The sequence below is a fragment of the Bradyrhizobium sp. 521_C7_N1_3 genome (genome assembly GCF_052075975.1).
Taxonomy (GTDB): Bacteria; Pseudomonadota; Alphaproteobacteria; order Rhizobiales; family Xanthobacteraceae; genus Bradyrhizobium; species Bradyrhizobium japonicum.
On the sequence record NZ_CP197232.1, the window covers coordinates 7,400,782 to 7,425,365 of the forward strand.

The following is a 24,584-nucleotide window of genomic DNA, read 5'->3' on the forward strand; positions in this document are numbered from 1 at the left end:
CTGTTTTTCGGAAATACTCTGCCGCGCTCCCGGCCACGGGACGCGGCAGGATCGTTTCATGCAGTATTTCGTCGTGATGATCGACTATGGGCGGCGCGGACGCGAGGCGGTCGTCGATCCCGAAATCACAAGGCGCGAGGTCATCTCCCGCGTCGCTTCGGGTGAATACCGAAACATCTCGTTCATCCACGAAATCGCGGAGAATGCGGTCGAGGACGTGACCGAGGCCATCCTGACCGAGGCCGCCCTCCCCCAGGTTCCACCTGAAGAAGTCGACCTCCAGGCCATCCGCCTCGATCACGCCCGCGACCAGCGCAAGCACGAGAAAATGTGACGCAGGCCCAAACGGCCTGCGTCACTGCCCGGCCGGCGATCACACCGTGAGGACGGTCGAGCCCGTGGTCTTGCGCGCGGCGAGATCGGCATGCGCCTTGGCGGCGTCCTTCAACGGATAGGTCTGGTGCACCTCGATCTTGACTGCGCCGGACTTCACAACGTCGAACAGCTCGTTCGCCATCGCGACCAGGGCCTCGCGCTTGGCAGCGTAGGTGAACAGCGTCGGACGGGTGACGTAGAGCGAGCCCTTCTGCGCGAGCAGGCCGAGATTGAGCGGCTCGACCGCGCCGGAGGACGCACCGAACAGTGCGGCAACACCGAGCGGCGCAAGACAATCCAGCGACTTCAGGAACGTGTCCTTGCCGACGGAATCATAGACCACCGGCACCTTCTTGCCGCCCGTGATCTCGTCGACGCGCTTCACGAAATCCTCGCGCGTGTAGATGATCACGTGATCGCAGCCATGTGCCTTGGCGAGCTTTGCCTTCTCGTCGCTGCTGACGGTGCCGATCACCGTCGCGCCGAGATGTTTTGCCCACTGGCTCAAGATGAGACCGACGCCGCCGGCCGCGGCATGGAGCAGGATGGTGTCGCCGGCCTTCACGCGATAGGTCTGCCGGATCAGATATTGGGTGGTGAGCCCCTTCAGCATCATTGCCGCTGCGGTCTTGTCGTCGACGCCGTCGGGCAGCTTCAACAGCCGGTCGGCCGGGATCAGTCGCGCCTCGGAATAGGCACCGAGCGGCGAGGCACCATAGGCGACGCGATCGCCCGGCTTCAGATCGGTGACACCCGAACCGACTTCCTCGACGATCCCGGCCGCCTCGCTGCCAAGACCGCTCGGCAATTGTGCCGGATACACGCCGGAGCGATTGTAGATGTCGACGAAGTTGAGACCGACGGCGGTGTGACGGATGCGCGCCTCGCCGGGTCCGGGCTTGCCGACACTGACCTCCTCCCAGACCAGGACTTCAGGGCCGCCGGTCTTGTGAAAGCGAATGGCATGCGTCATGGGCGTTGCTCCCTTATTGTTGCAGTGAAGGTCCGTGGAAAACGGATCGGCCAGTGAAATAGGAATTCGGTCGGCCCGTTACAGTACAGAGACGTAGCAAGAATGTCACAGCGAACGACAAAGGCGCGCAGTTCCGCCTCTGTTCGAAAGAGTTGATGACGGTCATGGTGCGCCCAGCGGTAGGTTTCACACGGGGTTTGGTGGTCGCCTGCGAAGGAGAGCCGAGATGCCAGCTTATGTACAGCATCATCAGGATATCGAAATCGCGCCTGTAATTTGTCCCGCCTGCATGGGGTTCCTGCCGATGTACGTCCGCGAGGTCGAACCGCATTGGGGCCTTGCCAGGATCGACTTCGTCTATGAATGCGCGGACTGCGGCGCCGAAGTCCGGCAGACCGTCAGCAAGCCGGAGCTGCGGCACTGACCGCCGTCGGCGTCCCCCTCAAGTATTTGCGCTAAGCGGAAAAAACGCCGTCCGCGCGGGTCTGATGCCTCCCAAACGAGGCTTGTTCTTTGCCGGGAACGCAGGCAGAACAAGCCTCAAGCAAGACCTTTGGGAGCGCCCTTTCGTGGCTGAACAGAAGGCCTCGACCTCGATCGAGGCAGTGGAGAGCGGCCTCGCCGCGCAAGGCTATATCGCGAGCCGGCAGATCGCGACCGCCGTCTATTTGTCTCAGCAGATCGAGAAGCCGATCCTGGTCGAAGGCCCCGCGGGCGTCGGCAAGACCGAGCTTGCCAAGGCCATTGCGGCCTGGCGCGGCATGAAGATGATCCGCCTGCAATGCTACGAAGGCCTCGACGAGGCCAAGGCGCTCTACGAGTGGAAATACGCCAAGCAGCTTCTCTACACCCAGATCCTCAAGGACAAGCTCGGCGAAGTCCTCGGCGGTGCGCAGACGCTGCACGCGGCGCTAGAGCAGCTCCATGATTTCGGCGATGTCTTCTTCTCCAAGGAGTTCGTCGAGCCCCGACCACTGCTCCAGGCGCTGGAGCAGCCGGGCGGCTGCGTGCTGCTGATCGACGAGATCGACAAGTCGGACGCCGAGTTCGAATCGCTGCTGCTGGAAATCCTCTCCGATTTCCAGGTCACGATCCCGGAGCTCGGCACGGTCGCTGCGATCACGCCGCCGACGGTGATCCTCACCTCGAACAGCGAGCGTGACCTCGGCGACGCCCTGAAGCGGCGCTGCCTGCATCTGCATATCGGCTTCCCCGAGCAGCGGCTCGAAGAACGCATCGTCGAGAGCCGCGTCTCCGGCATCTCGCAGGCGCTGCGCCGGCAGATGGTCGGCTTCATCCACGAGATCCGCTCGCTCGACCTGAAGAAGCTGCCTTCGGTCAGTGAGACCATCGACTGGGCGCGCGTCCTGGTCCTACTTCAGGCCTCGGAGCTCGATACGGACATCGTCAAGGACACGCTCAATGTGCTCCTGAAGTACGAGGCAGACATCGAGGCAGCAACGCCGCAAGTTACGACCTTCATTGCCAAGGCGGCACGGTCCAACGTCTTCGGTTGAAGCCGATGCGCGAGAACCTCCATCGTTTCTTTCGGGCGGCGCGCGGTGCCGGCGTGCATGTCTCGCCCGCCGAAAGCATCGATGCGATGCGCGCGGTCAGGCAGGTTGGCTTTTCCGACCGGGCGATCCTGCGCGATGCGCTGCTCCTGACGCTCGCCAAGTCGCAGGACGAGAAGCTCGCCCTCGGCGACTGCTTTGATCTCTTCTTCAGCCAACCAGAGCCGCGGCAGGATCAACCCGAGGCCGACGACAACGACGACGCATCGCAGGACGCGGATCAGCCCCGCTCACCAAGCTCGGCCAGTGAAGCAGGCGAAGGCCAGCCTTCCGAAGGATTAGGCCCGCTCGCGCAGATGCTGCTGTCGCAGGATCGCAACGCGATCGCAGCCGCCATCGCCAGCGCTTCCGGTGCGGCTTCGCTGTCCGACATCCGCTATTCGACTCAGCGCGGCATCTTTTCCAGCCGCATCCTCGACGCCATGGGCCTTCAGCGCCTGCGCGACGATCTCGACGCGCTCACCGCAACCAATCCGTCGCTGGCCGAGCGTCTGCGCGGCGCGCTGGACGCTTTGCGAGAAGCAGTCCGCGACACCGTCTCGCAAGGCCTTGCGCTCTATGCCCGCGAGGAGGCCGAAAATCTCCGCAACGAGATCCTGCGCAATGCCCCGCTCGCCCGCATCGAGCGGCGCCAGGTCGCGGAGATGCGTGCGCTCATCCGCCAGATCGCGCGGCGCCTGCGCGAGCGCTATTCGAAGCCGCGCAAGCGCCAGCGCCGCGGCCATCTCGATGTGCGTCGCACACTGCGCCGCAACGCGGCCTGGGGCGGCGTGCCCTTCCTCACCGCCTGGAAGCGCAAGCATCGCGATCGGCCGAAGATCGTTGCCATCTGCGACGTCTCCGGCTCGGTCGCGCAGGTCTCCGATTTCTTCCTGCTCCTGATCCACTCGCTGCACGAGGTGGTCGACGACGTCCACTCCTTCGCCTTCTCCTCGCATCTGATCGAGGTCAGCGAGATCCTGGAAAAGAAGTCGCCGGAAGAGGCGATGGCCGAGATCATGTCCAAGGTCGGCTTCGGCTCATCCGACTACGGCTCTTCGCTCGTCGATTTCGAGAAAGAGTTCATGAGCACGCTGACGCCGCAGACCACGGTGATCGTGCTCGGCGACGCCCGCAGCAACAATCTCGACCCGCGCGCCGACATCCTGCGCCGCATCTCCGAACGCTCGAAGCGTGTGGTCTGGCTCAATCCCGAAGGACGGCTCGCCTGGGGCTTCGGTGATTCCGAGATGCCGCGCTATGCGACCTTCTGCACTGTCGTGCGCCAATGCGCCACCGCACAGCAGCTCGAGCGCGCCGTGTCCGACATCGTGGCGACTTATCAGTAGACGGCAATCACGTCCGTCGCTGGCGTCAGGCGGCAGTCAGCTCGGCCTGGACGGGGTTGCACTCCCGAAAGTGATGCGCAATTTCGTCGAGCGCGCGCTGCTCCCATTCCCGGGCTTGCGCGAGCCAGAACACCCGTCGCTCCGAATCCAGCGCGGCGCGCTCTCGGCAAAGGAATTCCTGACTGCGAATTTCCACCAGCCTGTTCATGCACTCACACTCCTGTCGTGTGAAGCCAATTCCCTACGAATCAATGTAGCTGAGTCCAGTCAGAGTCCAATCGCCCTCGCTTCACGATTTCTGTGCATATCGCGACGCGCAATGGGACAGTGATGCTTCCCGTGCACTGCGGTAACTCTCGCCGCACGATCAAGCGCACATCATCAATTAGTGATCGGAGCTCAGGACGATTTTCGTGCGCAAACGATCTTAACTGTTGTGGCGCAATGAAGTGCGGCAATTCGTGAAGAGAGGTTCTAAACAGCTTACCGAATTCCCGACTCATTGTCGTCGCATGGTGTTCATGCGCGGCCGCTAACAGGGGCCCGCGAACTTGGACTATCGCTTGAGGCAACATGAGCAACGACATCGACTTCGATCTTTCGCCGGACCAATGGGAAGCGCTGAAAGCGCTTCGCAACCCCGTGTCGAATGGTCGCCTCTCGAAGGCCTATCTCGTCGAAGGTCTCGTCAAGCTCGGTCTCGTTGTTGTCAATGACGGCGTACCTTCGATGACGCCAACCGGACGCAAGGTGCTGGTACGCGGATCGTGCCGGCTACTGGATCTCGTGGCGTGACGAGACTGTCCGCGCGCAACGGCTCTGCATGATCGCCTGAAGAATAATCCTTTGCGTTCCCGCTGACAGCGCGTCGCGGGGACGACCTCAATCCGCCAGCGTAACGATCAAAGGTCCATTTCGGGTTGCGACGACCGTGTGCTCGTACTGAACGGTAGGCGCCTCGGGGCTGCTGTAGAGCGTCCATGGATCGTCATCACCGTTCTCGGCCCACTCCGAGCCAAGCGACAGGAACGGCTCGACGGTGAAGACCAGCCCATCGCTCATGATGCGGCGCTCGGAGCGATCGGGCCATGTCGCGATCTCCGTCGGCTCCTCGTGGAGCGACAAGCCGACACCGTGACTGGCCAGGTTCTTGACGAGCCTGTAGCCGTTTTTCCGCGCAAACGTCCCGATGGCCTGACCGATGCCGGCAATCGGCTTGCCGGCTCCGACCTGCCGCAGGCCCGTCCACATCGCCCGCCGACCATCCCTGCAAAGACGCTCGATCGAACGGGTCACGGGCGGAACGGCGAACGAGGCGCCCGTATCGGCAAAGAAGCCGCCCTTCTCGGCCGAGACGTCGATGTTGACGAGGTCGCCACGCTCGATCCGCCGGGCACCTGGGATACCATGAGCGATCTCTTCGTTCACGCTGATGCAGGTTGCGCCAGGAAAGGCATAGGCCAGTTCCGGCGCCGAACGCGCTCCAGCGGCCTCAAGGACCTCTCGTCCGATCCGGTCGAGTTCGGCGGTGGTCATGCCGGGCTCGAGGGCCTTCCCCATCGCCTCAAGGGCATTGGCGACGATACGCCCGACCTCTTTCAGGCAGATCAGATCGTTCTCATTCGAGATTGTCATATCAGGCTCTTGCGAAAGCCGGGACATAGCTGTTGCGATGCCGACTTGCAAACGGAAGAGCGCGCGCAAGAATCCCGGATTATGCGGCGCCCTAGATGACTTCCAGGACCAAGCCGCGACAATCTGGCACGGTTGTTGCTCCTTTTTGACGTCCAAGACGCGTCAAACCGGGGGAGCCCACCATGTCGACCATTACCGCGGCACCTACCGCCGAGCCGAAGCCGCTCTACACCTCGCTGTTCGTCCAGGTCCTCGCCGCGCTGGTGCTTGGCGTCATCCTGGGGATGGCCGTTCCGGACTTCGCGATCGGGCTCAAGATCCTCAGCGATGCCTTCCTGAAGCTGATCTCGATGATCGTGGCCCCGATCGTGTTCTGCGTCGTCGTGCACGGCATTGCCGGCGCCGGTGACCTCAAGAAGGTCGGCCGGGTCGGCGTCAAGGCGCTGGTCTATTTCGAGGCCATGACAACGGTCGCGCTCGTGGTCGGCCTGCTGCTCGCCTATCTCTTCGGTCCCGGCCACGGCATGAACATCGATCCCTCGACGCTCGACGCCAAGGCGCTCAACACCTATGCCGACAACGCCCACAAGCTGTCCGGCGGCGGCATCGGCGCCTTCCTGATGAACGTGATCCCCAGCACCTCGTTCGATGCGCTGTCGCGCAACGACGTGCTCCAGGTGCTGTTCTTCGCGGTCCTGTTCGGTGTCGGCCTTGCGCTCGTCGGCGGCGAGAAGGGCGCGCTGGTCACGTCGATCATCGACGCGGCCTCCACCGTGCTGTTTCGGGTCATGGGGCTGATCGTGCGGGTCGCGCCGCTCGGCGTGCTCGGCGCGGTCGCCTATACCGTCGGCAAATACGGCGTCGGCTCACTGAAGCAGCTCGTCTCGCTGGTGATGCTGTTCTATGTCTCGGTCGGCATCTTCGTGCTGGGCGTGCTCGGCGGCGTGATGGCACTCGCCGGAATCAACATCCTCAAATTCCTCGCTTACTTGCGCGAAGAGTTGACCATCGTGCTCGCAACCGCGTCCTCCGATGCCGTGCTGCCGCAGATCATGAAGAAACTGGAGCGGATGGGCGTGAAGGATTCCGTGGTTGGCCTCGTCATCCCGACCGGCTATTCCTTCAACCTCGACGCTTTCTCGATCTACCTGACGCTCGCCGTCGTCTTCATCGCGCAGGCGACCAACACGCCGCTGTCCTTCGGCGACCTCCTGCTGGTGCTCGGCGTCTCGCTGATCACGTCGAAAGGCGCGCACGGCGTGCCGGGCTCGGCGATCGTGATCCTGGCCGCGACGCTCAACGCGGTGCCGAGCATTCCTGCGATCGGCCTCGTGCTGGTGTTTCGGTCGATTGGTTTATCGGCATGGCCCGCGCGCTCGGCAACCTCGTCGGCAATTGCGTGGCGACTGTCGTGGTCGCCGCCTGGGAAGGCGATCTCGACCGCGCCAAGGCGGCCAAGGTGCTGGAGGGCGGCGAGCTGGTCGACGTGACCGCGGGTTAGCGCCCGTCATCCCACTGGAGGAGTGGCGCTCCATACGCCCTCCTCCAGACCGACAGGAAGCGCGGAAACCAGGAGTGCGCCACGGCGCCTTTATACGCCCAGGTGCGATACTTCAGGCCCTGCTCCGAGATCAGCTCCTGATAGCCGCCATGAACCTCGGTCGCGGTCCGAATGTCCTTCAATATCCCCTGCGCGCAAGCCCGATAGGTATCGCTCCCTGAGGCTTCATCGAAATCCAGCATCCGATCCGCGAATTCGACATTGAATGTCGGCCACGACGAACGCCCCTGATAGGCCGGCGCCGCGATCTTGTGGATCATCTTGTTCCGTGGATTATCCGCGGACACCAGGAAGTGGAACGTACTGGGGATGCGAAATCGCGGCTCAGCGATGATCAGATCCGTCGTAGCCGCAAACAGCGCCCGCTCGCTGGCATCGTTCATGTTCCAGAAGCCGCGATGCACGCTGACGAAATCCAGGGCCACCAAGGACACCGGCGCGCCCGCCGGGCCGTCAAGCGAATGCCTGATATAGCCGTCCTTGCCGAACAAACGGAGCAGATCTCGCTTGTACTGCGCAAGGTCGCGACCGAGCAGCCGCTTCAGTTCGTTCTCGTCGACGATCCCGAGCTGCACGCCCCACACGAACGTCGTGTAGACGCAGGCGTTGGTGACGAAGCGCCTGCGCTCGGCCCGCGTATCCGTTGCCGCAGAGCGAGGTCCGCCGGCATCGCACAGCAAATACCTGGCGCCGTCAGCGTCGAACGGCTCAAGCTCGCTTGCAAGCTTCAGGATCGCTCGCTTCAGGTCTGCGCCATACTCGGCCAGCAACAGGCGGCCGGCATGTGCGCATTGCGACATCGCCAGATAGGAAGACGCTCTCTCGTCGGCACCTGTCATCTGCTGGAGACCGGCGAGAATGCCGAGCAGCGTGTCAGAGGGCCGCGAGAAATAATTCACGCCGAGGTACCGCCCGCGTCCCGCAGGGACGATGGTCGTCGTGACCACGTCGGCGCGAACCGCCTCCAGCAGGAGGCGAACGCTCTTTTCGAGCAGGCGAGCCCGGCGCACCGCGTCCTGCGCATCCATGATGGTTTCAGGGTCGAGAACGTCGGGGTAAAACCAGGCGAAGTCGCGCGGGTAATAGGCGGAGGCGTGCGGCGCTCCCGTGACGAGGAAGGCCTCGGTCACCGAAAAGGCACTGTCCATCGAGTGCCGGTAGAGATCCTCGATGTCCGACAACGCATGATGCGATTGTCTCAGGAAGCGATCACCGAGAAAATTGACCGCCTGAAGCGCGTTGGCGACGAAGGTCGCAGCCATCCCCTGGTAGAACCGGTTCTCACGCTGTGATGGAAAAGAGATGTCGCTGTTCATATGCGTCAATCGGCTGATGTCTCGTGCCCCCGTGATGGCGGCCACCATTTTAAACATGACTGATTCGTATCTCTACCCGGTGACTTGCGGGCTTCGGGCTAACAGTTGGCGCCGGCACGGCCCTCCTGCGGCCTGAAATTCTCGATCACCCGCAGCAGCACGCGCGCGCCGGCGTCGGCATCGGCGAGCTCGACGTGCTCGTCCGGGTGGTGGCTGATGCCGCCGCGGCAGCGGACGAAGATCATGCCGACATCGGCGATATCGATCATCGCCATGCCATCGTGCCCTGCCCCGCTCGGCAGCTCGAACACCGACGCACCTTCGGCAGCGATCGCCTGTGCGATCTGGTCCTTCAGCCAGGGTGCGCAAGGCGCGGTGCGGTTCTCGTGAGTGACGTCGAGCTGAAGCGCCAAATGCCGGCGCTTGGCGATGGCCTCGATTTGCCGGACGACGTCGGCGACCGCGCGTTTACGATGCATGTCGGTCGGCGCCCGCATGTCGATGGTGAACGACACTTCGCCCGGGATGACATTGGTCGCGCCGGGCCTCGCCTGGATATAGCCGACGGTGCCGACCAGCCCGCCCGCGTCGGTGCGGCAAAACTGCTCGATCGCGCCGATGCATTCGGCCGCGCCGGCGAGCGCATCACGGCGCAGCGCCATCGGCACGGTGCCGGCGTGACCGGCCATGCCGGTCAGCCGCGCAGCGAGCCGTGTCGCGCCCGCAATCGCCGTGACGACCCCGACGGGCAGGTCCTGGGCTTCCAGCACCGGGCCCTGCTCAATGTGCAATTCGAGATAGGCGAGCAGTTCGCGCCGGGCCCGCGCGGCCGCGCCGATGTGATCGGGATCGAGGCCGAACGCGACGAGCGCATCGCGCATCGACACGCCGTCGCGGTCGCGCGTGTTCAGGACGCTCTCGTCGAAGGTGCCGGCCACCGCCCGGCTTCCGAGCAACGTCGAGGCGAAACGTACCCCCTCTTCATCGGCAAAGCCGATCACCTCGATCGCGAACGGCAGGCGCTTGCCGCGGCGGTTGAGATCGGCGACGCAGGCGATCGCCGTGATCACGCCCAGCGGCCCGTCCCATTTGCCGGCATCGCGCACCGTGTCGTAGTGAGAGCCGAGCATCAGGCAGGGCGCCCCCGGCTGCTCGCCTTCGTAGCGTCCGCAGACATTCCCGATCGCATCGAGATGCGCGCTCATGCCGGCTTCGCGCATCCAGCCCAGGATGAGATCGGCGGCGCTGCGCAGCTCGTTGGTGAGGTAGATGCGGGTGAGCCTGTCGCCGTCTTCCGAGATCGCGGCGAGTTCGTCGATCCGTCGCACGATCTCCTCGCCGAGCGATGCATTCTGAACGGCGTTACCAGCAACCATCTCGGCGAGCTTCCCATCTCTTGGGACCGCAGCGGCGGTCCTGGCGGCAATCGATACAAGTTCGGTGCCAGCAAAAATCACGAACGCGGTCCCGATCCGCGCGTGGGTAGCATGAATGCGGGTTGCCGGCAGATCGTCTCCCGCCATGGACACAAACGAGTTGGCCTGGCTGCTCAACTCCATTGCATACAACTTCTATATTTTGCTCAACAATTAATCTGCCGACTTACTCGGCAGGATTCTGAGAATCTGTAAACACAATACTTTTCAATGGCTTCAGGTCCATTGACCACTCCATGGTCTCTGGCACGAAGCTTGCGACACCTTATCCCCAGGCTCCGCCAGACCGGCGCGGCCGCGAGATTAAGGCGGGACATCCGCCAAGGGGAGCGAGCAATGGATTTCGGCAAGATTTCACGACGTCATTTGTTGCAGGGCGGCGCGGCCCTGACCCTCGGTGCGGCAGCGGGCGTCCGTCCCGCCTTCGCGGCCGATACCACCATCGGCTTCATCTATGTCGGCTCGCGCGACGACTACGGCTACAACCAGGCGCATGCGCAGGGCGCGGCGGCACTGAAGAAAATTCCGGGGCTGAAGGTCGTCGAGGAAGAGAAGGTGCCGGAGACCGACGCGGTCGAGAAGACGATCGAGTCCATGATCAACCTCGACGGCGCCACCCTGCTCTTCCCGACCTCGTTCGGCTACTACAACCCGCACATGATCAAGATGGCCACCAAGTTCCCGAAGCTGCGCTTCGAGCACTGCGGCGGCTTGTGGAGTGACAAGGATCCAAAGAACGCCGGCAGCTATTTTGGCTATATCGACGAGGCCCAGTACATCTCGGGCATAGTCGCCGGCTACACCTCCAAGAGCGGCAAGCTCGGCTTCGTTGCCGCCAAGCCGATCCCGCAGGTGCTGCGCAACATCAACGCGTTCGCGCTCGGCGCCAGGCTCGCCAATCCCAAGGCCACCACCCAGGTTATTTTCACGGGCGATTGGTCGATGCCGGTCAAGGAGGCCGAAGCCACCAACAGCCTGATCGATCAGGGCGTCGACGTGCTCACCTGCCACGTCGACGGCCCGAAGACCATGGTCGAGAACGCGGCGCGCCGCGGCGCCTTCGTCTGCGGTTATCACACCAACCAGTCGCCGCTGGCGCCGAAGGCGTATCTCACGGGCGCCGAGTGGAATTGGGAAGCGCTCTATCCGAAGTTCGTCAAGATGATCGCCGCCGGCGAAAGCATCCCGAACTTCTATCGTGGCGGACTCAAGGAAGAGATCGTCAAGACCTCGCCCTACGGTGAGGCGGTCTCCGCCGAAGCGCGCAAGCACGCCGACGAGGTCAAGGCCAAATTCCTGTCGGCGGAGGGCTACGCCATCTTCAAGGGCGGGCTGGTCGACAACAAGGGCAAGACGGTGATCGCGGCCGGCACCGATCGCGGCCAGAAGGATCCCGAGCTGGAGAAGATGGACTACCTGGTCGAAGGCGTGACCGGAGCGACTTCGTGACAACGGAAGCCGCGGATTCCACTGAAGCGGCCGGGACAATTGCCCCGGCCGCCGGTCCCGGCTTTCTCCAGCGCCACGGCGCGACAATCGAATACATCCTGATCCCGGGCGCGGCGCTGGCCGGCGCGCTCGTGGTCTTCGGCATCTTCGTCGCGATGTTCGGCAAGAACCCGCTCGATCTCTATTTCTATATGTACTACGGCGCTTTCGGCACCTGGTTCTCCTGGCAGAACACGTTGACGCGTGCCGCGCCGCTGATCCTCACCGCGCTCTGCACCGCACTGCCGGCACAGCTCGGCATGGTCATCATCGGCGGCGAAGGCGCGCTCCTGATCGGCGCGCTGTCGGCGACCAGCGCCGCGCTGGCGCTTCAGGGCATGCCGCCGCTCGTCGTCCAAATTGCCATGGTCATCGGCGGCGTGATCGGCGGCGGCCTGTGGATCATGCTGTCGGGCGCGCTGCGCCAATATCGCGGCGTCAACGAGACCATCTCGAGCCTGCTGCTCGTCTACATCGCGCTCGCGATCCTCAACCATCTCGTTGAGGGGCTGATGCGCGATCCCGCCAGCCTCAACAAGCCGTCGACACGCGAGATCGGCGCCGCCAACATGATCGGCACCATTCCCGGCACCGACGTGCATTGGGGTCTCGTCTTCGGCCTGATCGCCGCAATCGCTGCCTACGTCCTGATCTATCACACCGTGTTTGGCTTCGCCGCGCGGGTCGCCGGCGGCAACATCCGCGCCGCAAAGATCGTCGGTCTCGGCGTCAGCAAGCTGATCCTGGCCGTCTGCTTCCTCGCCGGCGGCGCCGCGGGCCTTGCCGGCATGATCGAGGTCGCCGCCGTGCAGGGACGCACCAACGCCAACCTTGCGGCGGGCTACGGCTTCACCGGCATTCTCGTCGCCTTCCTCGCCCGGCAGAATCCGCTCGCGATCATTCCCGTCGCGATCCTGCTCGGCGGCATCAGCGCCAGCGGCGGCCTGCTGCAGCGCCGCCTCGGATTGCCCGACGCATCCGTTCTGGTGCTTCAGGGCATTATCTTCGTCTTCGTGCTGGCCAGCGATGCGCTTTACGGCCGCATTGGATTTTTGAAGGGAAAATCCTGAGATGGCAGACGGATCGATCGGCCTCTGGACTGTCCCCCTCGCCGTGCTCGGCGGCGCCATCCGCGTCTCCACACCGTTCCTGTTCGTGAGCCTGGGCGAATGCATCACCGAGCGCTCCGGCCGCATCAATCTCGGCCTCGAGGGCACGCTGGTGACGGGCGCGATGAGCGCCTACGGCATCTCCTATCTCACGGGCTCGCCCTGGCTCGGCGTGCTCGCCGCCGGCATCACAGGTGCACTGCTGGGTGCATTGCACGCCGGTATCTGCTCGCTGCCGCGCGTCAACGATATCGCGGTCGGCATCGCGCTGATGCTGTTCGGCACCGGCCTTGCCTTCTATCTCGGCAAGCCGCTGATCGAGCCCACCGCGCCGCGCTTGCCCGCGATCGATTTTGGCTGGTGGAGCGACGTCCCACAAGTCCGCGCCGCGCTACGCGTCAACGTCCTGTTCCTGATCGGCGTCGCGCTCGCGCCGATCCTCTATTGGGCCTTCCGCACCACGCGCTGGGGCCTTTTGATCCGCACCGCCGGCGAGAGCTCCGACGCCGCGCGCGCAATGGGCCATTCCGTGCTGCTGATCCGCCTGCGCGCGACCATGGTCGGCGGCTTCCTCGCCGGCATCGGCGGCTCGTTCCTGTCGCTGTTCTATCCCGGCAGCTGGAACGAGGGCCTGTCCTCCGGACAGGGCATCACTGCCGTGGCCCTCGTGATCTTCGCGCGCTGGGATCCCCTGCTCTGCCTGTGGGCCTCGCTCGCCTTCGGCGGCGCCGCGGCGCTTGGACCTGCGCTGCAATCGGTTGGGGTCACCTCCGGCTATCACCTCTTCAACGCCGCGCCCTACATCCTGACGCTGGCGATCATGATCATCACCTGCTCGCCGAAACGCACGCTGACCGGAGCCCCGGCCGAATTGTCGATCACCCGCTAGAGAGCGAAATCATGCCCGAGCGCTATATCAAGTCCGAGCCCTACGCCTGGCCCTACAATGGCGATCTCCGCCCGGAGAACACCGCGCTCATCATCATCGACATGCAGACCGATTTCTGCGGCATCGGCGGCTATGTCGACAAGATGGGCTACGACCTCTCGCTGACGCGGGCGCCGATCGAGCCGATCAAGAAGCTGCTCTCGGCGATGCGCGCCCAAGGCTTTCACATCATCCATACCCGCGAGGGCCATCGCCCCGATCTCTCCGACCTTCCCCCCAACAAGCGCTGGCGCTCGCGGCAGATCGGCGCCGGCATCGGCGATCCCGGTCCCTGCGGCCGCATCCTGGTGCGCGGCGAGCCCGGCTGGGACATCATCGAGGAGCTTAGCCCCCTGCCGGGCGAGCCCATCATCGACAAGCCCGGCAAGGGCTCGTTCTGCGCCACCGACCTGGAGCTGATCCTGCGCGTGCGCGGCATCGAGAATATCGTACTGACGGGCATCACGACCGACGTCTGCGTTCACACCACGATGCGCGAGGCCAACGACCGCGGCTTCGAATGCGTGCTGCTGCACGATTGCTGCGGCGCCACCGACAAGAGCAATCACGACCATGCACTGAAGATGATCAAGATGCAGGGCGGCGTGTTCGGCGCGGTCTCGACGTCGGACGCCTTCATCGGAGCGATTTCGTGATCATCGGCGACACGCCGCCGCCAGCGGGCGCCTTCGGCGTCGACGCCATCGCCATGACCATGCGCTTCGGCGACTTCCTCGCGCTCGACAATGTCGAGCTGAAGGTGCGGCCGGGCTCGTTCCATGCGCTGCTCGGCGAGAACGGCGCCGGCAAGTCGACGCTCGTCAAATGCATCATGGGTTACTACCACGCGACCGAAGGCGACATCCTCGTCGGCGGCCGCGAGCAGGCGATCGCAAATCCAAAGGACGCCCACGCGCTCGGCCTCGGCATGGTCTACCAGCATTTCACCCTGGTGCCGGCCATGACGGTCGCCGAAAACCTCGTGCTGGCCCGCGACGATGTGCCGGCCGTGGTGAACTGGCCGAAAGAGATGAAAGAGCTCGAGGCTTTTCTGGCCCGGATGCCGTTCAAGGTGCCGCTCGGCGCCAAGGTCTCCGACATCTCCGCCGGGGAGCGGCAGAAATGCGAGATCCTCAAGCAGCTCTATCTGAAGCGCCGCTTCCTGATCCTGGACGAGCCGACCTCGGTGCTGACGCCGGCGGAGGCCGACGAAGTGCTCGGCATGCTCCGCGACATGGTCGTCAAGGACGAGCTGACCATCCTGATGATCACACACAAATTCCGCGAGGTCATGGCCTTCGCCGACGACGTCACGATCCTGCGCCGCGGCAAGCTCGCGGGTGCCGGCAAGGTTTCCGAACTCACACCGGATGCGATGGCGCGAACAATGATCGGCGCCGAAGAACTGACCGTGCAGCCGCCGCGCACCGGCGAAGCCGGCCCGGCCCGGCTGGAATTGGCAAAAGTCCGCGCGCTCGACGACTCAGGCGCCATCGCCGTGCACGACGTCTCACTCACGGTCCGCGCCGGCGAGATCGTGGGCATTGCCGGCGTCTCCGGCAATGGCCAGCGCCAGCTGGTCGAGGTGTTGGCCGGCCAGCGCGAGGCGGAGAGCGGGGAAGTCCGCGTCGCCGGCGATTCCTATCACGCCAGCCGCGAGGAGATGCGCCGCCACAAGATGTCGCTGCTGCCCGAGGAGCCGCTCAAGAACGCCTGCGTCGGCGGCATGAGCGTCGCCGACAACATCGCCTTCCGCGAATTCGACCGCGCGCCCTTCGCGAGCGGCGGCTGGTGGCTCAACCGCGGCGCCTTCCGGGACGATGCGAAGAAGAAGATCGCGCAGTACAGGATCAAGACCCGCACGCCCGATACGCCGATCGCGGCGCTGTCGGGCGGCAACGTCCAGCGCGCCGTGCTGGCGCGCGAGCTTGGCGGCAACGTCGAGGTGCTGATCGCAGCCAATCCCTGCTTCGGCCTCGACTTCGCGGCGGTGGCGCAGATCCACGCCGAGATCATGGCCGCCCGCAACCGTGGCGCCGCCGTGCTGCTCGTCAGCGAGGATCTCGACGAATTGCTCGAACTCTCCGATCGGCTGGTGGTGATGTTCCACGGCGAATTCGTGTATGAAGCACGAACCAGCGAAGCCGATCTCACCGTGGTCGGCCGGCATATGGCGGGGCATTGACCAGGGACGAGCGATGAGCGGCGGATCCGAGCGCGACGAGCACTTCCTCCGCCTGTCCTTCACGGTCGCGCGCCGCTCGCTCACCCATGGCAACCATCCGTTCGGCTGCGTCGTCGTCGATGCCGATGGCAAGGTGCTGGTCGAGACCGAGAACGGCTACATGCCCGACCACGACGGCACTGCGCATGCCGAGCGCCTCGCGGCGACGCAGGCCTGCCGTAGGCTCGACCGCGAGGTGCTGGCGAAGGCCACGCTCTATTCTTCCGCAGAGCCCTGCGCGATGTGTGCCGGCGCGATCTACTGGGCCGGCATCGGCCGCGTGGTCTATGGCCTCAGCGAGCATCGCCTGCGCGGCGTCACCGGCAACCATCCGGAGAACCCCACGCTCGATTTGCCCTGCCGCGAGGTCTTTGCCAGCGGCCAGCGGCCGACGGAAGTTGTGGGACCGCTGCTCGAGGACGAGGCCGAAGCACTGCACGACGGCGTGTGGACGAAGTAGCGAACTCCAAGAACTCGTCTTCGTAGGGTGGGCAAAGCGAAGCGTGCCCACCAATGCCAACCGCCCGGAGAGATGGTGGGCACGGCGCGTTGCGCCTCTGCCCACCCTAACTCTCACAAACGCCGATGGCGCCGCGCATCTCTGCGCAACGCCATCCTAACCTGAAGACCCCAGCCGATCAGAACTTCACAGTGATGCCGCCGTAAACCGTGGATTCGGTGCAGCTCTTGGTGCTCTGGCCGGTCGCGGCGACGGTGCAGACGCCGGGCATGGCGTTGTGGTCGAGGCCGAACTTGTTCTGCCAGTAGCGGTAGGCGACCCAGAGGTCGACAAAGTGCGAGTACTTGTCACCCCAGACCGCCTTCGAGGCATCGAAGGTCAGGCGAATCGGCTCGCTGTTCAGCTCGGTTTTGGAGGCGGTCGAGAACCGGCCGGGGCCCGACAGAGCAGGCAGGCCGTTCGAGTCGCCCTTCGGTCCGTACCAGCCGGCGCGGCCGCTGATCGACCAGAACTGCATGTTCGGCGGCAGGAAGCCGAGGTCCATGTAGTAGTTGATCTCGACGGCCCAGGTCGGGTTGTAGCTGACATTGCCATCGGAGTTACAGCTCACACCCGGGAGGGGGCCAGCAAAACCGCTGCCGCACTGAGTGAAGGCGTTGTGGTTGGAGAACTCCCAGTACATCAAGGGCGCGACGTTGATGTAGCCCTTGTAAGGAAGATCGAAGGCGAACTGGAGACCGGCAACGACGTCCCGCTTCGCGGGCGCCAAGAAGGTGTTCTCGGAATTGCCATCCATACCGACTTCAAACGAAATGTTCTGCAGCGGCCCCGTGGTGAAGGCCTTGGTGTTGAAGAGCTGGTTCCAGCCGAAGGTCGAGCGGAACAGGCCGTAGATCTCGGTCGCGCCGGCGCAGTCGGCTGCACCGAAGGAGGAAGATAGACCAGGTGCGATACAGGGCGATGCAGGGTCGTTATGGCCCGACTTGAACATCGAGATGGTGAAGAAGTTGGTGCCATAGGCCCAGAGGTCGAAGTGGGTGAACGAATAGACCTGCTTGGCGGTCGTACCGTTGATGCTGCCGTTCGGATTGACGCTCCACATGCCGGGGTCAGTGCCCTTAGGCATCCAGGAGAACGTGACGCGGTTGTCGATCACCAGGAAAAACGGGACGTCCGAGGCATTCTTGGCAGCCTTGACCGGCAGGTCCGCTGCCTGAGCCAGGCCACTGGTAGCGAGTGTAGCAATCGACAGCACCGCGGCTGCGATTGCCTTGAAACGAAACGACATCCTGAATACCCCCAAGTTTGGACACGTAAAAATGAACGCCCCTTGGGTGCGACACTTGCGCCGATCTCCCGGAGTGAGAAGCCTCAACTTCTTTCAAGGCATGCCGCTTGTTTCGGCAGGAGGCGGCCTTTCAACGGGGGAATTCGAGGACTTTTTCCGTTTCGCTGTTGCGTGCGTGCGGTGACGCGATGCCGAACATCCCCGTTTGATTTCATTTGTCTTTTGTGGCGGCGCAAGAATGCAGACACAATTGACGACAGAGACCGTTGGCCTGGTCGGGAATTGCATACGCGCGCCGGCGCGACTTTGCTCAACTTCAGGTCAGGCCTGCACAGCGGGTTCCGATTTGGTTTGAGCCGTCACAAATTTGCAACAGGCGCCTCTCGCAGGAGGCCGCCGCAATGGCTCTCCCGAATGTCGGTTGGAGACGATCATCGACTGACGAGGGTCGCGACTCGCGACACAGACCGCCTGCCGAAGCGTTGAGCAAGGGATGACGCTTTTTCACATCTTACGCGACGGTTCAAACTAGCCCACAATTGAGGCACTTCACCCCGTGCCAGTGCATCAGCGAATGTTAGACCAGACGTCCAACGACCTGCATTCCGGCGAGCCCCCTCTGCTTCAGACGATCGGGCTCACCAAGCGCTATGGTGATTTCCTCGCCAACGACTCCATCAGCATCGAGATCCAGCCGAAACAGATCCATGCCCTGCTCGGTGAGAACGGCGCCGGCAAGTCGACGCTGGTCAAGGCGATCTACGGGCTGATCCAGCCCAGCGCCGGCGAGATCCGCTGGCAGGGCCACCCCATCGTGCTGTCGGGTCCCTCAGAGGCGCGCAGCCGCGGCATCGGCATGGTGTTCCAGCATTTCTCGCTGTTCGACAATCTCACCGTTGCCGAGAACGTCGCGCTCGGCCTCGACGGCAGGGAATCCTTCAAGGATATGTCGACGCGGCTGGAGCAGGTGTCGAAGACCTATGGACTACCGCTCGATCCCAGGCGCGAGGTCTGGCAACTCTCCGTCGGCGAGCGCCAGCGCATCGAGATCGTCCGCGCGCTGATGCAGGATCCGAAATTCCTGATCCTGGACGAGCCGACCGCCGTGCTGACCCCGCAGGAGGCCGACCAGCTCTTCATCGTGCTGGAGCGCCTCAAGGCCGAAGGCCGCGCCATCCTCTACATCAGCCACAAGCTCGAGGAAGTGAAGCGACTGTGCGACACCGCCACGATCCTGCGCGGCGGCAAGAAGGTCGAGACCTGCAATCCCCGGCTAGAGACCGCGGCCTCGCTCGCGCGGATGATGGTCGGCGGCGAGATCAGGGAAGTGAAGGCACCAGCCGGCCGGACGACCACCGTGCCGCGGCTCGTCGTCAACGACCTATCACTCGCGCCGAGCGAGGCGCACGGCGTGCGACTCGAGCACATCTCGTTCGAGCTGAAGGGCGGTGAGATCCTCGGGATCGCCGGGGTCGCCGGCAACGGCCAGGACGAGTTGTTCGCCGCGCTCTCCGGCGAACGCCTGTCGAACGACCCCGGCACCGTCGTGATCGAAGGCATCGCCGCCGGCCACCTCTCGATCACGCAGCGCCGCAAGCTGGGCGCGGCCTTCGTCCCGGAGGAACGGCTAGGCCACGGCACCGCGCCGCGCATGAAGCTGTCGGAGAACGCGCTGCTGACCGGGCACGCCGCCAGCGGCATGGTCCATCACGGCTTCATCGACACCGCGGCGACACTAAAGACCGTGGACCGCGCGACCGAAACGTTCGACGTGCGCAAGGCCAAACGGGATCCGGAAGCAGCATCCCTGTCCGGCGGCAATTTGCAGAAGTTCATCGTCGGCCGCGAGATCCTCCGCAACCCCGCGGTGCTGGTGGTGAGCCAGCCGACCTGGGGCGTCGATGCCGGCGCCGCCGCCGTGATCCGCCAGGCGCTGCTCGATCTCGCAACCGCCGGTGCTGCCGTGCTGGTGACCAGCCAGGATCTCGACGAGCTCGCGGAGATCGCCGATCGGATCGCCGTGATGTTCCACGGCCGGCTCTCCGCGCCGCTTGCCACGAGCGAAGCCACGCGCGAAAAACTCGGCCTGTTGATGGGGGGCAGCAGCCTGGAGCCGAAGGAGGCCGCGCATGCAGTTGGTGCTTGAGAAGCGCGTCGAGCGCTCCAACACGATCGCGCTGGTCTCACCGCTGATCGCGATCGGCCTCACGATCGCGACCATGATCATCCTGTTCGCGATCCTCGGCAAGAATCCGCTTCTCGCTCTGCATGCCTATTTCATCGCGCCTTTGACCGACGGCTATTCGCTGCAGGAGATCGCTGTGAAGGCGACGCCTCTGGTGATGATCGCGATCGGGTTGTCGCTCTGCTATCTCGCCAATGCCTGGAACATCGGCGCCGAGGGCCAATTCCTGATCGGCGCGGTGGCCGGAAGCTGGATCGCGGTGAAGACGCAGGGCACCGATGCCGGCGCCTGGGTGCTTCCGGTGATGCTCGTGCTCGCCGCAGCAGCAGGCGCCCTCTATGCGCTGATCCCGGCGATCTGCAAGGTGAAGTTCGGCGCCAGCGAAATCCTGACCAGCCTGATGCTGGTCTATGTCGCCGACCTCTTCCTCGACTATCTCGTGCGCGGCCCCTGGCGCGATCCGCATGGCTTCAACTTCCCGACCACCGCGGAGTTCGATCCGGTGGCGACGGTGCCGCTGTTGATCGAAGGCGGCCGGCTGCATCTCGGCTCGATCATCGCCCTGCTCGTCGTCGCGGCAGCCGCGATCCTGCTCGGACGCACCATCAAGGGCTTCGAGATCCGCGTGGTCGGTGCGGCGCCCCGCGCGGCCCGGTTCGGCGGCTTCAACGCCAACCAGCTGATCATCCTGACCTTCGCGGTGTCAGGCGCGCTCGCAGGCCTTGCCGGCATCATCGAGGTCGCGGGTCCGGTCGGGCATCTCCAGCCCGGCATCTCGCCCGGCTACGGCTTCACCGCGATCATCGTCGCCTTCCTCGGCCGGCTGAACCCGCTTGGAATATTGATTGCAGGCCTTTTTCTCGCATTGACCTTTATCGGCGGCGAGCAGGCGCAGATCGCGATGAAGATCCCGTTGGACGTCACCAAGGTCTTCCAGGGAATTCTGTTGTTCTACGTCCTCGCCTGCGATTCGCTCATTCTCTACCGCTTCAAGCTGATTTTCCCGAACCGACAGGTGGCCCGTGGAACTGGTTGAAGCCATCATCCTCGCGGTGCTCGCCGCATCGACGCCGCTTCTGATCGCGGCGACCGGTGAGCTCGTGACCGAGCGCTCCGGCGTGCTCAATCTCGGCGTCGAGGGCATGATGATCGTCGGCGCGGCCTGCGGCTTTGCGGGTGCGTGGCTCACCGGCTCGATCTTCATCGGCGCACTGTTCGGCATCGTCGCGGGCACGCTGATGTCGCTGGTGTTCGCGCTGATGACGCTCGGGCTCGCCGTCAACCAGGTTGCAACGGGTCTCGCGCTGACCATCCTCGGCGTCGGCCTGTCCGGCCTGATCGGCGCGGGCTTCGTCGGCGAGCGCATCACGCCCGCGATGCACCTCGCCATTCCCGGCCTCACGGACATGCCGCTGATTGGCCGGGTGCTGTTCGGCGAGGACGCCTTCGTCTATTTCTCCATCGCGCTCGTCGTCGGCATCTGGTGGTTCCTGTACCGCACGCGCGCGGGATTGATCCTGCGTGCCTGCGGCGACAATCATGTCTCCGCGCATGCGCTCGGCTACCCCGTGCTGCGCATCCGTACCTTCGCCGTGATGTTCGGCGGCGCCTGCGCAGGACTTGCCGGCGCTTACCTGCCGCTCGCCTACACGCCGTTCTTCATTCCCGGCATGACCGCGGGCCGCGGCTGGATTGCGCTGGCACTGGTCGTGTTTTCGTCCTGGCGGCCCGGCCGACTCGTGGTCGGCGCCTATCTGTTCGGCGCGGTGACGATCCTGCAGCTGCACGCGCAGGGCTGGGGCGTCGGCATTCCCTCGCAATTCATGTCGGCGCTGCCTTACCTCGCAACCGTCATCGTCCTGGTCCTGCTCTCACGCGCGCGCACCGGCGGCTCGACCGCACCGGCCGCGCTCGGCACCGTGTTCGTGCCCGACCGCTGAATTTCATTTCCGCGGCGTGCGCGATGGGGCGCGCACGTTGCGGATCGTGGCTGTCCCCTGATGTTTGGAGATTGATGATGAGGAAATCACTTCTTGCGCTGGCTGCCGGGTTTTTGCTTGCCGGAAGCGTCAGCGCAGCCTCCGCCGCCGACAAGCTGAAAGTCGGCTTCATCTATCTGGGTCCGATCGGAGACTTGGGCTGGACCTACCAGCACGACCTCGCGCGCCAGGCCCTGGTGAAGGAGCTGGGCGACAAGATCGAGACCACCTATCTCGAGAACGTGCCCGAAGGTCCCGACGCCGAGCGCTCCATCGAGCAGCTCGTCCGCGCCGGCAACAAGCTGATCTTCACGACCTCGTTCGGCTACATGGACCCGACGCTGAAGGTCGCCAAGAAATATCCGAACGTGCATTTCGAGCACGCCACCGGCTACAAGCGCAACCCGAACATGTCGACCTACTCGGCCAAATGGTGGCAGGGCCGCTACATCCAGGGCCTGATCGCGGCCAAGATGTCGAAATCCGGGGTGCTCGGCTATATCGGCTCGTTCCCGATTCCGGAGGTCGTCTCCGGCATCAACGCGACGATCCTGGCGGCGCAGACCATCAACCCGAACATCAAGGTCAAGATCATCTGGGCCAATACCTGGTTCGACCCGGGCAAGGAGGCCGACGCCGCCAAGGCACTGATCGACCAGGGCGCCGACGTGATCATGCAGCACACGGATTCGCCGGCGGCGATGCAGATTGCCAGCGAACGCGGCAAGCTCGCTTTCGGCCAGGATTCCGAGATGATCAAGTTCGGGCCGAAGACCCAGCTCACCTCGATCCTGGACACCTGGGGCCCTTACTACATCGAGCGCGTCAAGGCCGAGCTCGCCGGCACCTGGAAGTCCGAGGACACCTGGGGCGGCCTCGACAGCCATATGTTCGCGATGGCGCCCTACACCAACATGCCCGACGACGTGAAGAAGATGGCCGAGGATGCCCAGGCCGCGATCACCGCGGGCAAGCTGCATCCGTTCAAGTGCCCGATCGTTGGGCAGGACGGCAAGCCGGTCGAGTGCAAAGGTGGCGATCACCTCGATGACGGCCAGATCCTCGGCATGAATTTCTACGTCAAGGGCATCGACGACAAGCTTCCGGGCAAGTAGCACGCTTCTTGCATTGTCTAAATCACCTGCTCCTCCCGGAGGAGGTTCGGAGGGGGTGGCCAGAAGCACCCGGCACTTATGGTCGCCCCCTCTTTCTTTTTTGCCCGGATTATCCCGCCTGCATCGCCCGCGCCGCGGAACCGTGGCGGCGGATGAGATCGGGAACATCCAGTCTCGGGATCGCGCCGTCGATCACGGCCCATTGTCCCGCCACCATCACCCGGTCGGCCCGATGCGCCCCGCACAGCACCAGCGCGGCCAGCGGATCGCCGTGACCGGAGAAGCGCAGCTCGTCGAGCTTGAACAGGGCGAGATCAGCCGCCTTACCGATGGCGATCTCGCCCAGCTCCGGCCGGCCGACACAGGCCGCCGAGCCCTTGGTCGCCCAGCGCAGCGCATCCTTGTGGCTGACCTTGGCCACTCCGTAGCGTGCCCGCTGCAGCAGAAACGCCGCCCGCACCTCCTGCATCAAATTCGATCCGTCGTTCGAGGCCGAACCGTCGACGCCGATGCCGATGCCGACACCGACCTCCTCCATCTCGCACACAGGGCAGCAGCCCGACGCCAGAATCTGATTGCTGCATGCGCAGTGGCTGATGGTGGTCTTGGCCTTGCCGAGCCGCTTCATCTCCTCCGCATTGAAAAAGATTCCATGGGCGAGCCAGGTCCGCGCATTGAGCCAGCCGCATTGCTCGAGATAGTCGAGCGGGCGGCAGCCATACATCTGCTGGCAGAATTTGTTCTCGTCCTTGGTCTCGGCGAGATGGGTGTGCAGGCGAACGTCGAGCTTGTCGGCGAGATCGGCGGTGGCGCGCATCAGGGACGTCGTGACCGAGAATGGTGAACATGGCGCCAGCGCAATCTGCACCATCGCATCCGCGCCGCGCTGGTGATGCTTTGCAACCACCCGCGCGCTGTCGGCGAGAATGGTGTCCTCGTCCTGTACGACGCTGTCAGGCGGCAGGCCGCCGTCGCGCTGCGACAGGTTCATCGAGCCGCGCGTGAGCAGCACCCGGACACCGAGCCGTTTTGCGACCCCGACCTCGATATCGACGGACTCCTCGAGCCCCGCCGGGAACACATAGTGGTGATCCGTTGTGGTGGTGCAGCCCGAGAGCAGGAGCTCGGACATCGCCACGGTGACGCCGAGCTCGAGCGATTCCGGCGTCATCCTCGCCCATACCGGATAGAGTGCCTGGAGCCAGGGAAACAGCTCGCGGTCCATCGCCGCCGGCAGCGCCCGCGTCAGCGTCTGGTAGAAATGATGATGCGTGTTGATCAGGCCCGGCAGCACGACATGCTCGCTTGCGTCGAACACCGCGACATCCGCCATCGCAGGCCTGCCGCCGGCCGGCACGAGCTCGACAATCCGGCGATCCCTCACCACGATCCCGCGCTCGGCGCCGTCGGCGAGGATGGCGAGGGGATCCCTGATCCAGATCGGCTTTGCGTCGCTCATGATCCTGGTTCTCCTCACATCCGCTGATGACAGGCCCGCGAAGGCGGCCGCCGGCTCGATCACCTTCATGCTACGACTTGCTTGTTGCGACTTGGCTCCGGTCTTGCAAGACTCATCTGTACGATTCACAGGCGAAAGCTTTGGCGCAGCC

Annotated in this window: 22 protein-coding genes and 1 pseudogene; 16 read left to right on the forward strand and 7 right to left on the reverse strand. The window is 64.2% G+C overall.

The window, feature by feature from the left end; translation table 11 throughout:
• Nucleotides 1-58: 58 nt before the first annotated feature.
• On the forward strand, nt 59-334 hold the full coding sequence (locus AB7008_RS34910; protein WP_304490729.1) for a hypothetical protein: 276 nt from the start codon (nt 59-61) through the stop codon (nt 332-334).
• A 39-nt stretch (nt 335-373) separates the two neighbouring features.
• Here AB7008_RS34910 and AB7008_RS34915 read toward each other — a convergent pair whose 3' ends face one another.
• Nucleotides 374-1,348 carry a quinone oxidoreductase family protein gene (locus AB7008_RS34915; protein WP_028156661.1) on the reverse strand — a complete coding sequence of 325 codons (975 nt, stop codon included), beginning with the start codon at nt 1,346-1,348 and terminating at the stop codon, nt 374-376.
• 226 nt (nt 1,349-1,574) lie between these two features.
• On the opposite strand from AB7008_RS34915, the gene AB7008_RS34920 reads away from it, so the two are divergent.
• The 3 genes from AB7008_RS34920 to AB7008_RS34930 all read left to right on the forward strand — a co-directional run bounded on the left by AB7008_RS34920 (nt 1,575) and on the right by AB7008_RS34930 (nt 4,250).
• Entirely contained in the window at nt 1,575-1,772 is a 198-nt protein-coding gene (locus AB7008_RS34920; protein WP_028156662.1) for a hypothetical protein, read from the forward strand.
• A gap of 145 nt (nt 1,773-1,917) precedes the next feature.
• Nucleotides 1,918-2,865: an AAA family ATPase gene (locus AB7008_RS34925; protein ID WP_028156663.1), complete on the forward strand. Its 948-nt coding sequence runs from the start codon at nt 1,918-1,920 to the stop codon at nt 2,863-2,865.
• Between the two features lie 5 nt (nt 2,866-2,870).
• Nucleotides 2,871-4,250: a vWA domain-containing protein gene (locus AB7008_RS34930; RefSeq protein WP_441260267.1), complete on the forward strand. Its 1,380-nt coding sequence runs from the start codon at nt 2,871-2,873 to the stop codon at nt 4,248-4,250.
• A gap of 25 nt (nt 4,251-4,275) precedes the next feature.
• On the opposite strand, the gene AB7008_RS34935 is transcribed toward AB7008_RS34930, so the two are convergent.
• Nucleotides 4,276-4,458, reverse strand: a complete 183-nt coding sequence (locus AB7008_RS34935) for a hypothetical protein (protein WP_441260268.1) — start codon at nt 4,456-4,458, stop codon at nt 4,276-4,278.
• 365 nt (nt 4,459-4,823) lie between these two features.
• On the opposite strand from AB7008_RS34935, the gene AB7008_RS34940 reads away from it, so the two are divergent.
• Complete coding sequence (locus AB7008_RS34940; RefSeq protein WP_028152899.1) at nt 4,824-5,045, forward strand: hypothetical protein; 222 nt, start codon at nt 4,824-4,826, stop codon at nt 5,043-5,045.
• Between the two features lie 87 nt (nt 5,046-5,132).
• Here AB7008_RS34940 and map read toward each other — a convergent pair whose 3' ends face one another.
• A complete protein-coding gene (gene map / locus AB7008_RS34945) occupies nt 5,133-5,885 on the reverse strand; it encodes a type I methionyl aminopeptidase (RefSeq protein WP_441261265.1) in 753 nt (250 codons plus the stop codon).
• A gap of 182 nt (nt 5,886-6,067) precedes the next feature.
• Here map and AB7008_RS34950 point away from each other — a divergent pair.
• Nucleotides 6,068-7,386, forward strand: a pseudogene (locus tag AB7008_RS34950) (dicarboxylate/amino acid:cation symporter).
• On the opposite strand, the gene AB7008_RS34955 reads toward AB7008_RS34950, so the two are convergent.
• The gene (locus tag AB7008_RS34955; protein WP_441261266.1) at nt 7,383-8,762 is read right to left on the reverse strand and encodes a hypothetical protein; all 1,380 of its coding nucleotides are present in this window, start codon (nt 8,760-8,762) and stop codon (nt 7,383-7,385) included. The pseudogene AB7008_RS34950 and the gene AB7008_RS34955 sit on opposite strands and share 4 nt — an antisense overlap.
• A 98-nt stretch (nt 8,763-8,860) precedes the next feature.
• Nucleotides 8,861-10,138, reverse strand: a complete 1,278-nt coding sequence (locus AB7008_RS34960) for an allantoate amidohydrolase (RefSeq protein ID WP_441260269.1) — start codon at nt 10,136-10,138, stop codon at nt 8,861-8,863.
• Between the two features lie 396 nt (nt 10,139-10,534).
• On the opposite strand from AB7008_RS34960, the gene AB7008_RS34965 reads away from it, so the two are divergent.
• The 6 genes from AB7008_RS34965 to AB7008_RS34990 are packed head-to-tail and all read left to right on the forward strand — an operon-like array spanning nt 10,535 to nt 16,407.
• Complete coding sequence (locus AB7008_RS34965; protein ID WP_304490735.1) at nt 10,535-11,647, forward strand: BMP family ABC transporter substrate-binding protein; 1,113 nt, start codon at nt 10,535-10,537, stop codon at nt 11,645-11,647.
• Nucleotides 11,644-12,756, forward strand: coding sequence for an ABC transporter permease (locus AB7008_RS34970; RefSeq protein WP_304490736.1), 1,113 nt, complete (start codon nt 11,644-11,646; stop codon nt 12,754-12,756). The genes AB7008_RS34965 and AB7008_RS34970 overlap by 4 nt, the downstream gene beginning before the upstream one ends.
• A gap of 1 nt (nt 12,757) precedes the next feature.
• Nucleotides 12,758-13,684 (forward strand): ABC transporter permease, encoded by a 927-nt coding sequence (locus tag AB7008_RS34975; protein WP_014493686.1) that lies wholly within the window; start codon nt 12,758-12,760, stop codon nt 13,682-13,684.
• Between the two features lie 11 nt (nt 13,685-13,695).
• Nucleotides 13,696-14,379: a biuret amidohydrolase gene (gene biuH / locus AB7008_RS34980; protein ID WP_248878998.1), complete on the forward strand. Its 684-nt coding sequence runs from the start codon at nt 13,696-13,698 to the stop codon at nt 14,377-14,379.
• Nucleotides 14,376-15,908, forward strand: coding sequence for an ABC transporter ATP-binding protein (locus AB7008_RS34985; protein ID WP_304490737.1), 1,533 nt, complete (start codon nt 14,376-14,378; stop codon nt 15,906-15,908). Before biuH ends, AB7008_RS34985 begins: the two co-directional genes overlap by 4 nt.
• A 13-nt stretch (nt 15,909-15,921) precedes the next feature.
• Nucleotides 15,922-16,407 carry a nucleoside deaminase gene (locus AB7008_RS34990; RefSeq protein WP_304490738.1) on the forward strand — a complete coding sequence of 162 codons (486 nt, stop codon included), beginning with the start codon at nt 15,922-15,924 and terminating at the stop codon, nt 16,405-16,407.
• A 178-nt stretch (nt 16,408-16,585) separates the two neighbouring features.
• Here AB7008_RS34990 and AB7008_RS34995 read toward each other — a convergent pair whose 3' ends face one another.
• Entirely contained in the window at nt 16,586-17,695 is a 1,110-nt protein-coding gene (locus AB7008_RS34995; protein WP_304490739.1) for a hypothetical protein, read from the reverse strand.
• Between the two features lie 574 nt (nt 17,696-18,269).
• Between AB7008_RS34995 and AB7008_RS35000 the strand changes: the two genes are divergently transcribed.
• The 4 genes from AB7008_RS35000 to AB7008_RS35015 all read left to right on the forward strand — a co-directional run bounded on the left by AB7008_RS35000 (nt 18,270) and on the right by AB7008_RS35015 (nt 22,974).
• Entirely contained in the window at nt 18,270-19,841 is a 1,572-nt protein-coding gene (locus AB7008_RS35000) for an ABC transporter ATP-binding protein (protein WP_304490740.1), read from the forward strand.
• Nucleotides 19,825-20,916, forward strand: coding sequence for an ABC transporter permease (locus AB7008_RS35005; RefSeq protein WP_041959264.1), 1,092 nt, complete (start codon nt 19,825-19,827; stop codon nt 20,914-20,916). The genes AB7008_RS35000 and AB7008_RS35005 overlap by 17 nt, the downstream gene beginning before the upstream one ends.
• A complete protein-coding gene (locus AB7008_RS35010; protein ID WP_041959265.1) occupies nt 20,903-21,820 on the forward strand; it encodes an ABC transporter permease in 918 nt (305 codons plus the stop codon). Before AB7008_RS35005 ends, AB7008_RS35010 begins: the two co-directional genes overlap by 14 nt.
• A 77-nt stretch (nt 21,821-21,897) precedes the next feature.
• Nucleotides 21,898-22,974: a BMP family ABC transporter substrate-binding protein gene (locus AB7008_RS35015; protein ID WP_253572079.1), complete on the forward strand. Its 1,077-nt coding sequence runs from the start codon at nt 21,898-21,900 to the stop codon at nt 22,972-22,974.
• Nucleotides 22,975-23,083: 109 nt separating this feature from the next.
• Here the strand turns inward: AB7008_RS35015 and AB7008_RS35020 are convergent, their stop codons facing one another.
• The gene (locus tag AB7008_RS35020; protein WP_441260270.1) at nt 23,084-24,433 is read right to left on the reverse strand and encodes an 8-oxoguanine deaminase; all 1,350 of its coding nucleotides are present in this window, start codon (nt 24,431-24,433) and stop codon (nt 23,084-23,086) included.
• Nucleotides 24,434-24,584: the final 151 nt, after the last annotated feature.